The sequence below is a fragment of the Caballeronia udeis genome, from assembly GCF_001544555.2.
GTDB lineage: Bacteria > Pseudomonadota > Gammaproteobacteria > Burkholderiales > Burkholderiaceae > Caballeronia > Caballeronia udeis.
Genome location: NZ_FCOK02000031.1, coordinates 69,938 through 87,710, shown reverse-complemented (window position 1 = coordinate 87,710; position 17,773 = coordinate 69,938). Strand labels below are relative to the sequence as shown.

Annotated in this window: 14 protein-coding genes; 11 read left to right on the top strand and 3 right to left on the bottom strand. The window is 61.0% G+C overall.

The annotated features are described in order from the left end of the window. Positions 1–38 precede the first annotated feature (38 nt). Together AWB69_RS21885 and AWB69_RS21880 are read right to left on the bottom strand one after the other, a co-directional pair. Entirely contained in the window at positions 39–1,229 is a 1,191-nt protein-coding gene (locus tag AWB69_RS21885; protein WP_062088633.1) for an efflux RND transporter periplasmic adaptor subunit, read from the bottom strand. A gap of 12 nt (positions 1,230–1,241) precedes the next feature. Beyond that, the gene (locus AWB69_RS21880) at positions 1,242–2,096 is read right to left on the bottom strand and encodes an alpha/beta hydrolase fold domain-containing protein (protein ID WP_082913513.1); all 855 of its coding nucleotides are present in this window, start codon (positions 2,094–2,096) and stop codon (positions 1,242–1,244) included. A gap of 197 nt (positions 2,097–2,293) precedes the next feature. Between AWB69_RS21880 and AWB69_RS21875 the strand changes: the two genes are divergently transcribed. From AWB69_RS21875 to AWB69_RS47870, 3 genes are all read left to right on the top strand, one after another. After that, positions 2,294–3,304 (top strand): LysR family transcriptional regulator, encoded by a 1,011-nt coding sequence (locus AWB69_RS21875; RefSeq protein ID WP_062088679.1) that lies wholly within the window; start codon positions 2,294–2,296, stop codon positions 3,302–3,304. 385 nt (positions 3,305–3,689) lie between these two features. Continuing rightward, complete coding sequence (locus tag AWB69_RS21870) at positions 3,690–4,043, top strand: DUF4148 domain-containing protein (protein WP_062088630.1); 354 nt, start codon at positions 3,690–3,692, stop codon at positions 4,041–4,043. Between the two features lie 15 nt (positions 4,044–4,058). Next, a complete protein-coding gene (locus tag AWB69_RS47870; RefSeq protein ID WP_156528927.1) occupies positions 4,059–4,196 on the top strand; it encodes a hypothetical protein in 138 nt (45 codons plus the stop codon). A gap of 91 nt (positions 4,197–4,287) precedes the next feature. Here AWB69_RS47870 and AWB69_RS21865 read toward each other — a convergent pair whose 3' ends face one another. Continuing rightward, positions 4,288–6,840 (bottom strand): adenosylcobalamin-dependent ribonucleoside-diphosphate reductase, encoded by a 2,553-nt coding sequence (locus AWB69_RS21865; RefSeq protein ID WP_062088628.1) that lies wholly within the window; start codon positions 6,838–6,840, stop codon positions 4,288–4,290. A 220-nt stretch (positions 6,841–7,060) separates the two neighbouring features. Here AWB69_RS21865 and AWB69_RS21860 point away from each other — a divergent pair, with 220 nt between their 5' ends. From AWB69_RS21860 to mobB, 8 genes are read left to right on the top strand one after another with little or no spacing between them, the layout of a single operon-like run. Continuing rightward, positions 7,061–8,356: an MFS transporter gene (locus tag AWB69_RS21860; RefSeq protein ID WP_062088625.1), complete on the top strand. Its 1,296-nt coding sequence runs from the start codon at positions 7,061–7,063 to the stop codon at positions 8,354–8,356. Between the two features lie 4 nt (positions 8,357–8,360). Further along, positions 8,361–9,746 (top strand): NarK family nitrate/nitrite MFS transporter, encoded by a 1,386-nt coding sequence (locus tag AWB69_RS21855; RefSeq protein WP_062088676.1) that lies wholly within the window; start codon positions 8,361–8,363, stop codon positions 9,744–9,746. Positions 9,747–9,774: 28 nt separating this feature from the next. After that, positions 9,775–13,521, top strand: a complete 3,747-nt coding sequence (locus AWB69_RS21850; RefSeq protein ID WP_062088622.1) for a nitrate reductase subunit alpha — start codon at positions 9,775–9,777, stop codon at positions 13,519–13,521. Further along, complete coding sequence (gene narH, locus AWB69_RS21845) at positions 13,518–15,071, top strand: nitrate reductase subunit beta (protein WP_062088620.1); 1,554 nt, start codon at positions 13,518–13,520, stop codon at positions 15,069–15,071. Before AWB69_RS21850 ends, narH begins: the two co-directional genes overlap by 4 nt. Continuing rightward, complete coding sequence (gene narJ, locus AWB69_RS21840) at positions 15,065–15,733, top strand: nitrate reductase molybdenum cofactor assembly chaperone (protein WP_197500292.1); 669 nt, start codon at positions 15,065–15,067, stop codon at positions 15,731–15,733. Before narH ends, narJ begins: the two co-directional genes overlap by 7 nt. 18 nt (positions 15,734–15,751) lie before the next feature. Beyond that, the gene (gene narI, locus AWB69_RS21835; protein ID WP_062088618.1) at positions 15,752–16,429 is read left to right on the top strand and encodes a respiratory nitrate reductase subunit gamma; all 678 of its coding nucleotides are present in this window, start codon (positions 15,752–15,754) and stop codon (positions 16,427–16,429) included. Between the two features lie 20 nt (positions 16,430–16,449). Beyond that, positions 16,450–17,199: a peptidylprolyl isomerase gene (locus AWB69_RS21830; protein WP_062088673.1), complete on the top strand. Its 750-nt coding sequence runs from the start codon at positions 16,450–16,452 to the stop codon at positions 17,197–17,199. Then, a complete protein-coding gene (mobB, locus tag AWB69_RS21825) occupies positions 17,196–17,750 on the top strand; it encodes a molybdopterin-guanine dinucleotide biosynthesis protein B (protein WP_062088617.1) in 555 nt (184 codons plus the stop codon). The genes AWB69_RS21830 and mobB overlap by 4 nt, the downstream gene beginning before the upstream one ends. Positions 17,751–17,773: the final 23 nt, after the last annotated feature.

The following is a 17,773-nucleotide window of genomic DNA, read 5'->3' as shown; positions in this document are numbered from 1 at the left end:
TGTTAAGCGCTTATAAAACCCGTCTGGTAAAGCGCGTCTTATGAAGCGTCTTTAGCCGGCGACGCACTCGCCATTGCTACGGAATTCGGCTTCACCACATCGTTCGGACGCACGCGCTGCAGGCCGTTCACCACGATCCGCTCGCCCGGCTGCAAGCCCTTCACGATGACGCGCATCCCGTCGCTAAGCGTGCCGAGGGTGACCTCGCGGTACTGCGCGCGGTTGTCCGCGTCGACCACCATCACGAACTTCTTGTCCTGGTCGGTCCCGATCGCGGCGTCGTCGATCAGCACGGCCGGATGCGGCGTGCCGCCACCGACCTTGATGCGTGCGTAGAGACCCGGCACCAGCGAACCGTCGGCGTTATCGAAACGTGCCCGCACGCGAATCGTGCCGGACCCCGTATTGAGCTGGTTATCGACGGATGCGACCTTGCCTTCGCGCGAGAAACCGTCTTCATTTGCGAGACCGAGCGAGACCGGCACGCTTGCGCGCGAGTCGCGGCTCAGATAACGCAAATAGGTTTGTTCGTCGACGTCGAACGATGCATAGATGGGCGACACCGACACCAGCGTGGTCAGCAGCGGCGCACTGGCGCCCGTCGACACGATGTTGCCGACCGTCATTTCCGCACGCGACACCCGGCCCGACACCGGCGCCACGATCTGCGTGTACGTCAGGTTGATCTTCGCCGTCTCGAGCGCCGCTTGCGCCGCCTTCAGGTTCGCCGCCGCTTCGTGCGCAGCGTTCTGCTTCTCGTCGTAGTCACGCTTGGCGATGGCGTTATCCGCCAGCAAGCGTTCCGCCCGTGCTGCATCGGTCGATGTATAACCGTTGCGCGCCTGAGTCGCCGCGAGTTGCGCCGCGGCTTGATCGACCGCCGCCACGTACGGCCGCGGGTCGATCGTGAAGAGCGGATCGCCCTTCTTCACCAGCGCGCCGTCGGTGAAATGCACCGCGACAATGGTCCCCGGCACGAGCGGACGGATCTCGACCTTGTCGACCGCTTCCAGGCGGCCCGAATAGTTCTGGTAGTCGGTGATGGTCTTCGAGACCACCGTGGCGACATCCACTTCCATGGCGGGTGCCGACGGCTTGATGGCCGCTTCAGCACCGTTCACCGGCAGATCGCCGCGGCCGAAACCATGCATCGCAGTGAAGGTTCCGATACCTGCGACGACCAGCGCTGCGCCTAGCGCGACGGTAAGACGTTTGCGAGTGATGGACATGCGTAGCTCCGATTAAGTCGTTGAGATTGTTTGAATTTTTTGGTGTGCCGCGAGCGGCGCAAGCGTCCGCGCGCGAAGCCGTTTCTTGAAGAACGTGACGACATCGGCGAGCGCGGCCGGGTCCGCTGCAAGCGCGTTATGCGATGCATTGACGTGCCGCGTGACTTCCGTCGGCACGCCGGCGGCGATCAGTTCGCCCGCATATTTCTCAGCCTCGATATGCAGCAGGTCGTGCTGCGCGCTTGCGATCAGCGCAGGCGGCAGACCGGCGAGACGCCGCGATTCCAGTGGCGCCGCATACGGATGAAGCCGTTGTGAAGCGTTCGGCAGATACGCGCGATAACACTGCGCGCACTCCGTCACGCCGATGTCCGGCGAGCGCACCTTGTTCTCGTCGGCCATGCGCGTCATGCTCGGGTCCAGCAACGGCGCCAGCAGCGCTTGCGCCAGGATCACGATGTCGCCGCGATCCCTCGCGATAGCCGCGAGACACGTGGCCAGGTTGCCGCCTGCATCGTGCCCGGCCACCCCGATGCGGTTTGCATCCGCTCGTTGCGCACGAGCGTTCGCAACCGCCCATTGCGCCGCCCGATATCCATCCTCCGGCGCCGCAGGAAACGGGAAAGCCGGCGCCAGGGAGTAGCCCACCGAAATGACCCACGCCGCCGTATCCCGGGCGATGGTGCTGGCGGTAATGTCGGCGTCATCCAGCGTGCCGCGCACGAAACCGCCGCCATGAAAATAGAGCACGACCGGCAGGACGCTGCCGTCCGAGGCGGGGCGATAACTGCGCAAGGTTATGGGTTGCGCATGTCCCGCGATTCGAACATCCTCTATGCAGAGGCCCAGATCCAGCGTCGATGCCATGGTTATTTTCAGCGCGTCCGCGCCATCCCACCCGAGTTGCGATGGAACGAATTCTGGGGGCAACGACATTTGAAATAAATGCCTATAATCCGGCAACACAATTCGGTCGTACCGAACAATCGCGATCGAAACTGCCCATTCCTGTCTGAGCGGCATCCTTATTCCGGATGCTGCAAAGCATTGACGGTGAGAGAAAAATGGACCGGCTACAAGCTATGCAGGTGTTTACAAGAGTGGTCGACACCAATAGTTTTTCGCGCGCAGCAGACACGCTGGACATGCCGCGCGCCTCGGTGACAACGATCATTCAGAACCTCGAAGCGTTCCTCAACGTGCGTCTCCTGCAACGCACGACACGACGCCTGAACCTCACGCCGGACGGCGCCGCGTATTACGAACGCTGCGTGCGGATCCTCGCGGACATAGAAGAAACCGAGAGTTCCTTCGCCCATAGCAGCAAGGGTCCGCGCGGCAAATTGCGGATCGATATGCCGGGGTCGATCGGGCGCATGATCGTCATGCCCCAGCTTTGCGAATTCCACGCGCGTTACCCGGACATCGAGTTGATGATCGGTTTTGGCGACAAACCGGTCGACCTGATTCAGGAAGGCGTGGATTGTGTCATTCGCGTGGGAACCTTGCAGGATTCGAGTTTGGTGGCACGGCGGATCGGCGTGTTCCAGGGCCTGACCGCGGCGAGTCCGGATTATCTCGAGCTGCATGGCGTGCCGCATACCATCGAGGATTTGCAGCAGCACACGGCCGTGAATTATTTCTCCAGCCGCACCGGCCGCGTGATGGATATAGATTTTGTCGTCGATGGGAAATCCGTCGAGGTGAAACTGCGCGGGCCCATTGCCGTGAATGATGCGGAGGCCTACATAGCGTGCGGCGTCAAAGGAGTGGGAATCGTCCAGATAGCGCGATTCATGGCCCTTCCGCATTTGCGCTCCGGCGAACTGGTCGAGGTGCTGCCGCAATGGAAACCGCTGCCCATGCCCATTTCGGTGGTCTATCCGCATAACCGGCATTTGTCGCCCAAGGTGCGGGTTTTTGTCGACTGGGCGGCGGAGTTGTTCGAGCGGTGTCCGCTGCTTTCCGGGCAGGAAGACGCCGAGCAACGCTGCCTGCCGACGGCTACGCCGGCCAAGTCGATCGTCAGGCATGGCACGCCCGATGTTGCCGGCACCGCTGAGATCGTGGTCTAGTCGTGCTCGCGGACGCGGTTCAAGCTGGGTCGCTCTCAGCCCCTTGCGTCCTTTAAGCCCTATTCGACCCTCACGCGGGTAAGGGCTTAAGTCCCTTTCACCAATACTGGTTTCGCCGCAAAAGCCCTTTCCATAAGGGCTTTTTCGATTATTCGCCTGGTGCGATTAATCTTTTCGCTTAACGATCATTTATCCGCCGCGCTCGCTTGACTACATTTCATCCTGTCGCAGCGCGGCTCGTCGATTAGTCGATGTCATTGTCTTTCATTGGTTAGACTGCATTGTTCAGGATGATTAATTAGCCCGACGCCCGCTGCCCCGCTATCAGTTCGATTGCATCGACTCCGTTGAATGCTTTTCGGATGAACCGACAGGAGCAGCACGCATGAAAACCGCTATTGCAACACTCTCGCTTTCCGCTATCTCGGCGATTGTCTCCACCACCGCATTCGCGGACGGCGGCATTGGGCACGCAGGCACTTATCAAACCGCGGTGACCAGCCAAAGCACCATGACACGCGCACAAGTCCGCGCAGAGCTGGCCGCATCTTATGCAAACGGCACGTTGCCCGCGCTGAACCGCAACACGTACCCTGAACGCAGCATGGCCGGGATTGCCATTGCCGAGCAGCACGAACAACGTGCACGGGAAGCGGCGGCTGCGGAACAACGTAATCGTGAAATCGTGGAATTCGCGAACGGCTCAGTGACACAAAGCGGCAACGCGCACGTTCAATAAATAAAGGAGTCCATCATGAATGAATTAGTCCCCCTTGAAGACTTCTCCGCGCTCGATGACTGGCTTCCGGCCGCACCGCAGTGGCAACCGTACCGGCCGCAAGCAACACGCGAGCCTCAGGCTACGGAGTGGACGGATTCGGCGGCAGGTTAAACCGTTCCGCGTTGGGTTGGTGCGGACTATCAGGTCCGCACCAACCACCGTCATCAAGCTGCATGCGAGCGTGTTAATGAAGTGGAGTGCTTCAACCGCACGCACCTATTTCGCCACACGCTGTACAGAAGTCGCAACCGTCCTTGCGGATCATTGCATTGGCACCGCATGTCGGACATTTGCGCCCGGGAATGGGTAGCAAGGCATGCGGATTGGCCGCATCCGCGTTGTCCTCGACGACCGTAGTGATGTCGTCGTCAGCGGAATCAGGCGGAGCCGATGCAAGCCCAGCCTGTGCATTCTCATGCCGGCGCTGCGCAAGCGCGCGCGAGGGGATCTGACCGCCCTCGGTATCGAGGAAGCCCCGCCGATACAAAATCTGCTGGATCGCATAAGCCAGCGCCGCGACTTCCGAATCGTGCCATCGCGGCGACTTATGGCCACCCGGGCGCTCGACGTCACCAAGACGCACTTGCCCGCGATCCCACGACACCTTGCGCATATCCTGCAGATTGCGTGCAACAAAACCACCCCGCGCCGCCAGCGACAATGACCGCATGGTCGCCGTGATCCACTGCTGCGATTCGTCGCGCTGCCCGGTTGGGATGAAGAACTCGATAGGCCGCTCGATGGTGACATCTTCACCGCTCAGCCGGCCGGTAATCTCCATGAACGACACCGCCACATAAAGCGACTTCTTGCCGGCCTGCGTGAGGTACTCCACCTTCTCGATGATCGCCGGCAACTCGCCACGCGGGCGGTGATCGACGGCTATGCGCAACGGGTCCAGTTCGACCTCGGCGTCCGCCGCGTCCGAGGGATCGGATACGGCGGCGGGTGCCTCGGGCGTCACTGACAACACCGCGCCCAGCGTGTCGTTAGGACGGTACGTGGCAAGACCCTTCAGCCCCCGGCGCCAAGCATCGAAGTAGAGATCCTTGAACTTATCGAACGGATAATCGGCCGGCACATTCACCGTCTTCGAAATGGAGGTATCGACGAAAGGCTGCACCGCCGCCATCATTTCCAGATGATCGTTCGCGGACATATCGAGCGCGCTGACGAAGTACTCCGGCAACGCCTTCACGTCGCCGCCCAGCTCGCGATACAAGCGATACGCGTGATCTTCCACCGCGAACGATTGCCGGCTGCCGTCGGCCATGCGTTTGGTCCGCTGATAGGTCCACGAGAACGCCGGTTCGATACCGTTCGACGCGTTGTCAGCGAATGCCAGGCTCACCGTGCCGGTAGGCGCGATGGAGAGGAGGTGGCTGTTGCGGATACCGTCGCGATGAATCTCCGCCTTGATGTCATCCGGCAAACGCGACGCAAACGTCCCTGTTTCAAGGTACTTCTTCGCATCGAAGAGAGGGAACGCGCCCCGCTCCCGAGCCAGCTCCACCGACGCGCGATACGCTTCGTCGCGCATGGTCCGTGCCACGCGTGCCGCGAAGTCGCGCCCTTCCTGCGAGTTATAGCGCACGCCGAGCATGACAAGCGTGTCGCCGAGCCCGGTAAAACCCACGCCTATGCGCCGTTTCGCTTGCGCCTCCTGATCTTGTTCGGACAACGGCCAGAGCGTTACGTCGAGCACGTCATCGAGAAAACGGACCTGCGTGCGGGTACTTTTCGCCAATCCATCCCAGTCGAATACCGGCGTTCCTCCATGACGCTGCGCGAACGGTTCACGCACGAAACGCGTCAGGTTCAACGGTCCGAGATTGCAGCAGCCATAGGCGGGCAACGGCTGCTCGCCGCAAGGATTTGTCGCGCGAATGGTCTCCACGGCACGCAGGTTGTTGTCGTCGTTCATGCGCGATACGAACACCACGCCCGGCTCCGCGACGTCATAGGTCGAACGCATGATCGTGTCCCACACTTCGCGCGCCCGCACTTCGCGATAAACCCACAACCCGTCATCACGTTGCCGTGCATCGGCCGACGCCTTGAACGAAGGTGACGGCTCGGCGCGATGCACGAGTTGCCATGGCGCGTCGTCGGTAACCGCCTGCATGAACTCGTCGGTTACCGCGACCGATACGTTGAAGTTGTTCCAGCGCCCCTTCTCATGCTTTGCCGCAATAAATTCAAGCAGGTCGGGATGGGAGCAATCCAGAATGCCCATCTGCGCACCGCGCCGAGACCCGGCACTTTCAACCGTCCTGCAGGACGCGTCGAACACGTCCATATAACTGCACGGACCCGACGCGGACGATCCCGTGGAATGCACGCGTGCGCCCTTCGGACGGATCGCGGAAAAGTTGTAACCCACGCCGCCGCCGCGCCGCATGGTTTCAGCCGCCTGCAACAGCGCAACGTAGATGCCCGGCAAGCCGTTCTCGTCCACGCCCTGGATGGCGTCGCCTACAGGCTGCACGAAGCAGTTGATGAGCGTTGCCTGGATGCCCGTGCCGGCCGCGCTCATGATGCGGCCCGCGCCTAGCGCGCCACGCTGGAAATTCTCGAAGAATTCGGTCTCGACCTGCTTTCGCCGCGCCTCGGGTTCGGCCATTGCCACGCCTCGCGCAACCCGCAGGTAAATATCGTCGATGCGCGTTTCTTCGCCCTTCGCATACTTTTCCAGCATGACGTCGATGGAAAACTGCTGCGGTGAAACGGTGATCTTCAAGTCGTCTTCAGCCATGTTCTGTCCTCATGTCCAGCGGTTTGTTGCGTTGCACCGGGTTCGCGGAGCGTGCGTGGCCAGCTATATCCCATTCCAAATTACACCTTTCGGAGTAGTCCCGCCGGAGGAGTGGCATGGAGTCACGTCCTTCCATTGGCGAATGGGCGGCACGTCGCGCAGTTCCTAATCTTGCAGTGAATTCCCAACTCAACGCAAATCTAATCGACAGGCACGCAATATGACTGCCGCAGGCAAGTTCCAAGCCACTCACGATGTATCGACCGCCGATCCGCGCGCCTGGCGCGTTTTGTGGTCGAGCACCTTCGCCTTCACCATCTGCTTCGCGATATGGATGATGTTTGCGATTCTGGGCATTCCGCTGAAAACGCAACTCGGTCTCTCCGACACCGAATTTGGCCTGATCGCGGCAACACCCGTCCTGTCCGGCTCGCTCGCCCGCGTCCCGCTCGGTATCTGCACCGACCGCTTCGGCGGACGCATCGTCTTTTTCCTGACGATGCTCGCAACCGTCATACCTGTCTGGATGCTCACGTACGCCACCCAGTTCTGGCAATTCATCGCACTGGGGCTGCTTGTGGGCCTCGCCGGCGCCAGCTTTTCGGTCGGCACGCCGTATGTGGCACGCTGGTTTCCAAAGGACCGCCAAGGGCTCGCCATGGGGATCTTCGGCGCCGGCAATGCCGGTTCGGCGCTGACCAAGTTCGTGGCGCCCATCCTGATCGTGACCGCAGGTACCTGGATGATCGTGCCGAAGGTGTACGCGATCGCCATGCTGGTCACGGCCATCCTCTTCTGGATGACCTCGGCCAGCAATCCGGCTCATCGCGTCGCGAATCCACCCAGTTTCGCCAGTCAGCTGGCCGTGATGAAAGACCGCCGTGCATGGCGTTACTCGCAGTACTGCTCGGTCGTGTTCGGCGGTTACGTCGGGCTCGCGCTATGGCTGCCGCATTACTACGTCAATCACTACGGTTTTCATATTGAACAGGCCGCGCTGCTGGCCGCGTGTTTCTCGCTGCCGGGCGGCGTGCTGCGAGCAATCGGCGGCTGGCTGTCCGATCGTTTCGGCGCGCAGAAAACGACCTGGATCGTGATGTGGACCGTGCTCACGTGCTTCTTCTTTCTCAGCTATCCGGACTCGGGCTTCATCGTTCAGTCGACCCGTGGTCCGCTCGCTTTTCATATTGCGCTCTCTCCCACGGTGTTCACCATCCTGATGTTCACCGTCGGCATCGCGATGGCGATAGGCAAGGCCTCCGTATTCAAGTTCGTCGCTGACGAATACACCGGCAACATCGGCGCGGTCTCCGGCGTAGTCGGTCTCGCCGGCGGTCTTGCGGGGTTCGCACTACCCATTCTGTTCGGGGTGCTGGCCGACCTGACAGGCGTGAGCAGCACCTGTTTCATGCTGCTTTTTGGCGCAACCGCAGTCAGCCTCATCTGGATGCACTTCTCCTTCCGTCCGCATGGCGCCGAAGTCCCGCCGCGCGCGTCCCTCCAATCTCGCTCATAAGAACATGTCCGACTATCTCCTCAAAAAATGGGAGCCGGAAGATCCGGCGTTCTGGAAAACACGCGGCTCGGCCATTGCCAATCGCAACCTGTGGATCTCCATCCCGGCGCTGATGCTTGCCTTCGCCGTGTGGTCGCTCTGGAGCGTGGTGGTCGTCAATCTCGACAAAGGCGGCTTCCACTTCACCAAGAACCAGTTGTTCTGGCTGACTGCATTGCCCGCGCTCTCGGGCGCCACGCTGCGGATCTTCTATTCGTTTCTCGTGCCCATCTTCGGCGGCCGGCGCTTTACCGCCGTCTCTACGGCAACGCTGCTGATTCCCGCGCTCGGCATGGGATTTGCGTTGCGCGATCCATCGACCGGTTATACCACCCTGCTCGTGCTTGCGTTGCTGTGCGGTTTTGGTGGCGCGAACTTCAGTTCCTCAATGTCGAATATCAGCTTCTTCTTTCCCAAGGCGCGCAAAGGACTGGCGACGGGATTGAACGCCGGCATCGGCAATCTGGGTGTGTCTCTGGTGCAGTTCGTCACGCCGCTCGTGATCGCCACGGCCGCCTTCGCTTCGCTCGCAGGTGACGGCCAGACCTTCGTCGCGAACGAGGTCGAACGGGGTATCTGGCTGCAGAACGCGGGCTTTATCTGGGTGCCGTTTATCGTCGCGGCGTCGCTGGCGGCGTGGTTCGGGATGAATGATATTGCCGACGCCCGAGCCTCCTTCGCCGAACAGGCCGTGATCTTCACGCGCAAGCACAACTGGCTGATGTGCTGGCTTTATATCGGCACATTCGGCTCGTTCATCGGCTTCTCCGCAGGTTTTGCATTGCTGACCAAAAGCCAGTTCCCATCGATCAACCCCACTACCTATGCGTTTCTCGGCTCGCTCGCGGGCGCTCTGGCACGTCCGGTGGGTGGGTGGATCTCCGACCATCTGGGCGGTGCGCGCGTGACGCTCTGGACCTTCCTTGCCATGATCGCGGCCGTGTTCGGTGTGATCTCGTTCATGCCCGCAGCAGGCACATCAGGCAACTTCGACGGCTTTCTCGCCATGTTCATCGTGCTGTTCATGCTGACCGGCATTGGCAACGGCTCGACCTTCCGCATGATCCCGGTGATTTTTATGACCGAGCAACAGCGCCGCGCCAAGGGACTTGATGCCGCCGCCCAGCGCCAGGCTCTTCACGACGCCGGCAAGGAATCGGCGGCAGTACTGGGCTTCTCCGCCGCTATTGGCGCGTACGGCGGCTTCTTCATCCCGAAGACCTTCGGCACCGCGCTCGACATGACCGGTTCCGCCATTCCCGCGCTGTACGTATTCATCGCGTTCTACGTGACGTGCGTCGCCATCACGTGGTTCTGCTACGCACGCCGCAACGCGAGCATGCCTTGCTGACGCACCCTATTCGACACAGGACACAACAATGAGTCATTTTCTGGATCGCCTGAAGTTCGTCAAGCGCACGCAGTCGACGTTTTCGAACAGGCACGGTGCGGTTGTCAACGAAGACCGCAAGTGGGAAGAAGTTTACAGAAACCGCTGGCAACACGATAAGGTCGTGCGCTCCACCCATGGCGTGAACTGCACGGGTTCGTGTTCGTGGAAGGTCTATGTGAAGAGCGGGCTGATTGTCTGGGAGACGCAGCAGACCGACTATCCGCGCACCCGGGCCGACCTGCCGAATCACGAACCGCGCGGCTGTCCGCGTGGGGCGTCGTATAGCTGGTACGTGTATTCGGCGACGCGGGTGAAGTATCCAATGATCCGCGGCCGCCTGATGGAGATGTGGCGCGAAGCCCGCAAGTCGCTCGATCCGGTCGCCGCGTGGGCGTCGATCAGCCAGGACCCGGTCAAATCAAAACGCTATAAGAGCGTACGCGGCCTCGGCGGCTTTGTACGCGCGGACTGGGACACTGCCAACGAAATGATCGCTGCGGCCAATGCGTTCACCATCGGCAAGTTTGGTCCGGATCGCGTGATTGGTTTCTCGCCCATTCCCGCCATGTCGATGGTGTCGTATGCGGCAGGCTCGCGTTACCTGAGCCTGATCGGCGGCGTGTGCCTGTCGTTCTACGACTGGTACTGCGACCTGCCGCCCGCTTCGCCGCAGGTTTGGGGCGAGCAGACCGATGTGCCGGAATCCGCGGACTGGTACAACTCCACCTATCTGATGGTGTGGGGGTCGAACATTCCGCAGACCCGCACACCCGATGCCCATTTCTATACCGAGGTGCGCTACAAGGGCACGAAGACCGTCGCGGTCTCGTCGGATTTCGGCGAGATGGTGAAGTTCGGCGACATCTGGCTCGCGCCCAGGCAAGGCACCGACGCCGCGCTCGCCATGGCGATGGGCCACGTCGTGTTGACGGAGTTTCACGCCGCCAACGCGCATGCCAGGTCCGCGTACTTTCGCGACTACATCAAGCAATACACCGACATGCCCATGCTCGTGCTGCTGCGCGAGAACGACGGTTTGCTCGTTCCCGATCACTTCCTGCGCGCCTCGCATCTCGCCAACAACCTCGACGAAGCCAACAACGCGCAATGGAAGACGCTGGTGATCGACGCCGAAAGCGGCGAGATCGTCGCGCCTAACGGCACTATCGGGTTTCGCTGGAACGAAGCCGCGCACAACGACGGCCAGAAGGTCGGCCGCTGGAATCTCGAACTCAAGGATGGCGGCAGCGGACGAGCGATCGACCCGTGTGTCTCGTTGATCGATGCAGGTGCGCACGATGAAGTCGTCGCCGTCGGTTTCCCCTACTTCGGCAGCGAACACAACGCGTTGCTTGAACGTCACGTTCCCGCGCGTCGCGTGACGCTCGCGGACGGCACAAGCGCCCTCGTTGCAACCGTGTTCGATTTGCAACTGGCGAATTACGGTGTGGATCAGGGACTGGGCGGACCGAACGTCGCGCAAAGCTACGACGACGATGTTCCCTACACGCCCGCTTGGCAGGAAAAGCACACCACGGTTCCGCGCAATCTCGTGATCCAGGTAGCGCGAGAGTTTGCTACCAACGCTCATCAGACGCATGGCAAAAGCATGGTGATCGTGGGCGCGGCGCTCAACCACTGGTACCACAACGACATGATCTATCGCGGCATCATCAACCTGCTGATGATGTGCGGTTGCGTGGGTAAAAGCGGCGGCGGCTGGGCTCATTACGTCGGCCAGGAAAAGCTGCGGCCGCAATTCGGCTGGGCGCCGCTTGCGTTCGCGCTCGACTGGTCGAAGCCGCCGCGCCAGATGAACGGCACGTCGTTCTTCTATAACCATGCGAGCCAGTGGCGTCACGAGAAGCTCGCCCTCGACGAAGTCCTCGCGCCTACCGCGAACAAAGCGAAGTACGCGAACCTGGCCATGCTCGACATGAACGCCAAGTCCGAACGCATGGGCTGGTTGCCGAGCGCGCCGCAACTGGGCGCGAATCCGCTCGACCTGACGGACGAAGCGGCACGTGCCGGTATGAAACCGATCGACTACGTTGTAGGTCGCCTGAAGTCGGGTACGTTGCAGTTCTCCTGCGATGACCCCGACAACCCCGTCAACTTCCCGCGCAACATGTTCGTCTGGCGTTCGAACATTCTGGGCAGTTCAGGCAAGGGTCATGAATACTTCCTGAAGTATCTGCTGGGCACGCAGAACGCCCTCTTCTCCGACGAAAGCGACGCGCTCATGCCGGCTCAAGTCACCGTACGAAATGCGGCCGAAGGCAAGCTCGACCTGCTCACCGTGCTCGACTTCCGCATGAGTACAACGTGCCTCTACGGCGATATCGTGCTGCCCACCGCCACGTGGTACGAGAAGGACGACCTGAATACATCGGACATGCATCCGTTCATTCATCCGTTGTCCGAAGCCGTGCAACCGTTGTGGGAAAGCAAGAGCGACTGGGAAATCTATAAGGGCATCGCCGAAAAATTCGCCGAGATTGGCGGCGAGCACTTGGGCACGCGCACGGACCTGGTCTGCACGCCGCTCATGCATGACACCCCCGGCGAACTTGGCCAGCCGTTCGAACCGAAAGACTGGCGCGCAGGCGAGTGCGACCTCATCCCCGGCAAGACAGCACCGTCCATGACGGTGGTTGAACGCAACTACAAGGACGTGTATCGCAAGTTCACGTCGGTGGGTCCCCTGCTCGACACGCAAGGCAACGGCGGCAAGGGCATCAACTGGAACAGCGCGCACGAAGTGGACGAACTCGCGCACATCACGCGCACGGTAACGGAAGCAGGCGTGAGCCAGGGACGGCCACGTCTGGACACCGCGATTGACGCAGCCGAAATGATCCTCACGTTCGCGCCCGAAACCAACGGTCACGTGGCGGTGAAGGCATGGCAAGCGTTGTCGAAGATCACGGGACGCGAGCACGCGCACCTCGCCGCGGGCCGCGAGCACGACAAGATCCGTTTCCGCGATGTCCAGGCGCAGCCGCGCAAGATCATCTCCGCGCCAACGTGGTCCGGGCTCGAGTCCGAGGAAGTCAGCTACAACGCCGGTTATACGAACGTGCATGAACTGATCCCATGGCGCACGCTGACGGGCCGCCAGCAGTTCTATCAGGACCATCGCTGGATGCTGGACTTCGGTGAGGGCTCGTGCGTGTATCGCCCGGCTATTGATACGAAGACCGTTACCGCAATGCTCGGCGCGAAACCGAACGGCGAGCATGAACTGGTGCTCAACTGGATCACACCGCACCCGAAATGGGGCATCCATTCCACGTATTCGGACAACCTGCGCATGCTGACGCTTTCACGTGGCGGGCCGCATGTGTGGGTATCCGAAGCGGAAGCCAAGGAAGCCGGTCTCATCGATAACGACTGGGTGGAAGTGTTCAACATCAACGGCACGCTGACCGCCCGCGTGGTGGTCAGCCAGCGCGTGCCGCGCGGCATGTGCCTGATGTATCACGCGCAGGAAAAAATCGTCAACGTGCCGGGCGCGGAAACAAGCGGCATGCGCGGCGGCATTCATAACTCGGTCACACGCACTGTGCTCAAACCCACCCACATGATTGGCGGTTATGCGCAACAGGCCTATGGATTCAACTACTACGGCACCGTGGGCTCGAATCGCGACGAATATGTGATCGTGCGCAAGATGAAGAAGATAGCGTGGCTCGAAGGCCCGCTCAATGAAGGCGAAGGAGCCGCATCATGAAGATCCGTGCACAAGTTGCAATGGTGTTGAACCTGGACAAATGCATCGGTTGCCATACCTGCTCCGTGACCTGCAAGAACGTGTGGACCTCGCGCGATGGCGTGGAGTACGCGTGGTTCAACAACGTGGAGACCAAACCGGGTATTGGATATCCGAAGGAATGGCAGAACCAGGCGAAGTGGCGCGGCGGGTGGACCCGCGATGCCGGCGGCAAGCTTCATCCGCGTCAGGGCGGGAAGCTGAAGGTCCTCGCGAACCTGTTCGCCAATCCGAACCTTCCGGCTATAGACGACTACTACGAGCCTTTCACGTTCGATTACGAGCATTTGCAAAAGGCGCGCCTGTCCGAGACGCCGCCGACTGCAAGGCCCGTTTCCGTGATCACGGGCAAGAAGATGGAGAAGATCGAATGGGGTCCGAACTGGGAGGATGACCTGGGCGGAGAGTTTGCTTCGCGCAGTCGCGACGTGTTGTTCGAGAACGTGCAGAAGGACATGTACGCAAGCTTCGAGAACACCTTCATGATGTATCTGCCGCGCCTGTGCGAGCACTGTCTGAACCCCGCGTGCGTGGCGTCGTGCCCGTCGGGTTCGGTGTACAAACGCGAGGACGACGGCATTGTGCTCGTCGACCAGGACAAGTGCCACGGCTGGCGCATGTGCATCTCGGGTTGCCCGTACAAGAAGATCTATTTCAACTGGAAGAGCGGCAAGGCTGAGAAGTGCATCTTCTGCTATCCGCGTCTTGAAGCGGGTCAGCCAACCGTGTGTGCGGAGACGTGCGTCGGGCGTATTCGCTATCTTGGCGTGCTGCTGTACGACGCGGACAAGATTGGTGACGCTGCGTCGGTCGAACGTGAACAGGACCTGTATCGGTCGCAACTGGACGTGTTCCTCGATCCGCATGATCCCGCTGTGCAGGCCGAAGCACTCGCGCAGGGTATATCGCAAAGCTGGCTCGATGCCGCGGTCAAGTCTCCCGTATACAAGATGGCGGTGGAATGGAAAGTGGCGTTTCCGCTGCATCCCGAGTATCGGACTTTGCCGATGGTGTGGTACATCCCCCCGCTTTCTCCTATCCAGTCCGCAGCGGACGCGGGCCATATCGGCATGGACGGCATCATTCCGGATGTGAAGAGCCTGCGTATTCCAGTGAAGTACCTGGCGAACCTGCTGACCGCCGGCGATGAAGCGCCGGTCACGTCCGCACTGGAACGCATGCTCGCCATGCGCGCGTTCAAACGCGCCGAGGTCGTACACGGCCGCGCGGAACCTGCATTGCTGGAGGGCCTGAACCTCACGCCCGCGCAAGTGGAGGACATGTACCAGACGATGGCAATCGCCAACTACGAGGATCGGTTCGTGGTGCCCTCATCGCATAAGGAACAGGTCGAAGACAGCTTCAACGATAAGAGCAGTTGCGGCTTTACGTTCGGTAACGGCTGCTCGGGCGGTGTATCTGATGGATCGTTGTTCGGCAAGAAACCGCAAGGTAGCGTGGTGTTCGCGGACATGCCGAAGTCACGCAAGAGAACGGAGGCTGCATCGTGAGCGAAACATCCATTTACACGTTGCTCTCGACCTTGCTCGACTATCCGGAACCCGAACTGATCGAAGCAATGAACGAGATCGGGCGAGAACTCAAGACCCTCCCTGAGGCCGGACAAGTCGCGTTGCAACCGTTGCTCGCCCTGCTTAAGGAGCATCCGTTGATCGAGTTGCAGGAGAACTACGTGGCAACCTTCGACCGCAATCCTGCGCACTCGCTGCATCTGTTCGAACACGTTCACGGCGAAAGCCGCGATCGTGGGCAGGCAATGGTCGATCTGCTGGATGAATATCGCCGGCTGGGTCTGGAGATGGCGACCAATGAACTACCCGACCATGTGCCGCTGTTTCTCGAGGTGCTGGGGAACATTGATCCCGCAGAAGCGCGTTTGCTGCTTGATGAGGCCATCCATGTTCTGGCGGCGCTGGGCGACCGTCTTGCACGCGACACGAGTCCCTACGCGGGCGTATTCACCGTGCTGCGGTCAATGACGGATGTCGTGCCGCAAGCCGCCGAGGTGCCGCCGATCCGCGACATGGACGAGGCGCTCGAGCGTTTCGGCCCTGGCGCCGACGGGGTCGAACCGTTGCTCGCGCCATCCATGCCCACGCCGCTCGCCCAGCCGATGCACTTCCATCCGCGACCGCCTGCTACGGCCAACTGAGTTCCAGGGACCACGTTCATGCTCAATCAATTTTTGTTCGGCATTTATCCGTACATCGCGGCGGCCGTGTTTCTGTTCGGCAGCCTCGCGCGCTTCGAGCGCGAACAGTACACATGGAAAGCCGATAGCTCGCAGTTGCTTCATCGCGGCAATCTGCGGCTCGGCAGCATCCTGTTCCACGTCGGTATTCTCGGGCTCTTCTTCGGGCATCTTGCCGGCCTGCTCACGCCGGTGGCTGTCTGGGACTGGCTCGGAATCGGGCATGGCACAAAACAAGCCGTTGCGATGATCGCAGGCGGCGTGATGGGCTCCCTGTGTCTCGCCGGTCTCGTCATCCTGATTCACCGGCGAATCAGCAACGCGCGAATTTCCGCCGTGACCCGCACCGGCGACAAGGTGCTGCTGCTGTGGATTCTCGTTACACTGCTGCTCGGTTTGTCGACGATCCGGGAATCAGCCAATCACATGGAAGGCCATATGATGGTCCAGCTCATGACCTGGGCACAGCACGTCGTCACCTTCCGCGGCGACGCAGCGCAGTACGTGGCGGCCGCACCATTCGTATTCCGGATGCATCTGTTCATGGGCATGTCGCTGTTCGTGATCTTCCCTTTCACCCGGCTCGTGCACGTCTGGAGCGGCTTCGCTTCCGTCACGTACCTGAGCCGCGCATGGCAGCTCGTGCGGCCGCGCTGACCCGTTCGGAGGAGAACATCATGGCAATAATCGTCAACGGCGTGGAACTCGCCGATACGGACCTGGAGCGCGAAATGCCGGCTTATGCAGACACCCCCGATTCAAAGCCGGCAGCCCTGACCGCGGCTGTACTGCGCCGCGTATTGCTCGACGAAGCGGCTCGGCTGCAGATCGTCGCTGCGACTCAGGGCGACGAGGCCATGATCGAAGCGTTGCTCGATCACCAGCTCGCTAAAGCTGCGGTGCCCACGCATGAAGAGTGCGAGCGCCACTATCTGGCGGACCTGGAGCGCTGGCGGGTAAACGAGCGCGCGAGGGTGAGTCATATCCTGTTCCAGGTGACGGAGAAAGTGGACCTGGTGGCGCTGCGCCAACGGGCTCAACAAACACTCGATGAACTGTTGCACAGCGACGACCTCGAACTGCGCTTCGTCCACTTTGCGCGTACGTTGTCGAATTGCCCCTCGGGCGTGGATGGCGGCGCGCTTGGCGAGGTCGGACGCGGTGACACGGCGGTGGCATTCGAAAGCGCGGTGTTTGCCGCGCCCGCGGGTACCCTTTGCCCTGTGCTGGTGGAAACGGAGTTCGGCTTCCATATCATCCGGGTTCACGAGAAGTCGCCGGGCATGGTGCTGCCGTTCGATCAGGTCGAACTGCGTATTCGCGTCGCCATGTCGCAGGCACTGCGCGATCTCGCCGAGCGGCGTTATGTGATGGAAGCCGTGTCACGCGCTAATATTCAAGGATGGAAAAACGGGGTAGCGACATGACAGAAGCAGCGGCGAAGCTGCGCATCTTCGGCATTTGCGGGCGTTCGGGACAGGGCAAGACAACGTTGATCGAAGCGCTGCTGCCCTGGTTCCGCGCGCGCGGACTGGTCGTGAACGTGGTGAAACACAGTCATCACTCAATCGAGCTCGAGCCGCCGGACAAGGACAGCGCACGCTTCCGCACGGCCGGCGCGGGCGAGGTGCTGATCGCCTCGCCCTACCGGTACGCCATCGTGCGGGAACTGCATGACGCGCCCGAGCCGCCGTTAGCGGATCTGGTTGCGCGGCTTGCGCCGGCAGACCTGACGCTGGTGGAAGGCTTCACGCGCGAGGCCCTGCCGCGTCTCGAAGTCGTGCGTCCCGAGGCCGGCCGCGACCCTCTGTATCTGATCGATACGGCAATCCTCGCGATCGCCACCAACGACGCCCCGCGTCTTCATGACGCACCCGCAATCCCGCTTCTGCCACTGGCGGACGTTGGCGGTATTGGTGAGTTCATATGTAAAACAGTCGGGCTCTCGCTATTGGACGCCGGCACGCCGGATAATTAACGCCCTTTGCATTCCGGCCGCGC

Bases quoted from the DNA above. Each gene is read 5' to 3' on its own strand.
- AWB69_RS21885 (WP_062088633.1), bottom strand. From the start codon at position 1,229: ATGTCCATCACTCGCAAACGTCTTACCGTCGCGCTAGGCGCAGCGCTG.
- AWB69_RS21880 (WP_082913513.1), bottom strand. From the start codon at position 2,096: ATGGCATCGACGCTGGATCTGGGCCTCTGCATAGAGGATGTTCGAATC.
- AWB69_RS21875 (WP_062088679.1), top strand. From the start codon at position 2,294: ATGGACCGGCTACAAGCTATGCAGGTGTTTACAAGAGTGGTCGACACC.
- AWB69_RS21870 (WP_062088630.1), top strand. From the start codon at position 3,690: ATGAAAACCGCTATTGCAACACTCTCGCTTTCCGCTATCTCGGCGATT.
- AWB69_RS47870 (WP_156528927.1), top strand. From the start codon at position 4,059: ATGAATGAATTAGTCCCCCTTGAAGACTTCTCCGCGCTCGATGACTGG.
- AWB69_RS21865 (WP_062088628.1), bottom strand. From the start codon at position 6,840: ATGGCTGAAGACGACTTGAAGATCACCGTTTCACCGCAGCAGTTTTCC.
- AWB69_RS21860 (WP_062088625.1), top strand. From the start codon at position 7,061: ATGACTGCCGCAGGCAAGTTCCAAGCCACTCACGATGTATCGACCGCC.
- AWB69_RS21855 (WP_062088676.1), top strand. From the start codon at position 8,361: ATGTCCGACTATCTCCTCAAAAAATGGGAGCCGGAAGATCCGGCGTTC.
- AWB69_RS21850 (WP_062088622.1), top strand. From the start codon at position 9,775: ATGAGTCATTTTCTGGATCGCCTGAAGTTCGTCAAGCGCACGCAGTCG.
- narH (WP_062088620.1), top strand. From the start codon at position 13,518: ATGAAGATCCGTGCACAAGTTGCAATGGTGTTGAACCTGGACAAATGC.
- narI (WP_062088618.1), top strand. From the start codon at position 15,752: ATGCTCAATCAATTTTTGTTCGGCATTTATCCGTACATCGCGGCGGCC.
- AWB69_RS21830 (WP_062088673.1), top strand. From the start codon at position 16,450: ATGGCAATAATCGTCAACGGCGTGGAACTCGCCGATACGGACCTGGAG.
- mobB (WP_062088617.1), top strand. From the start codon at position 17,196: ATGACAGAAGCAGCGGCGAAGCTGCGCATCTTCGGCATTTGCGGGCGT.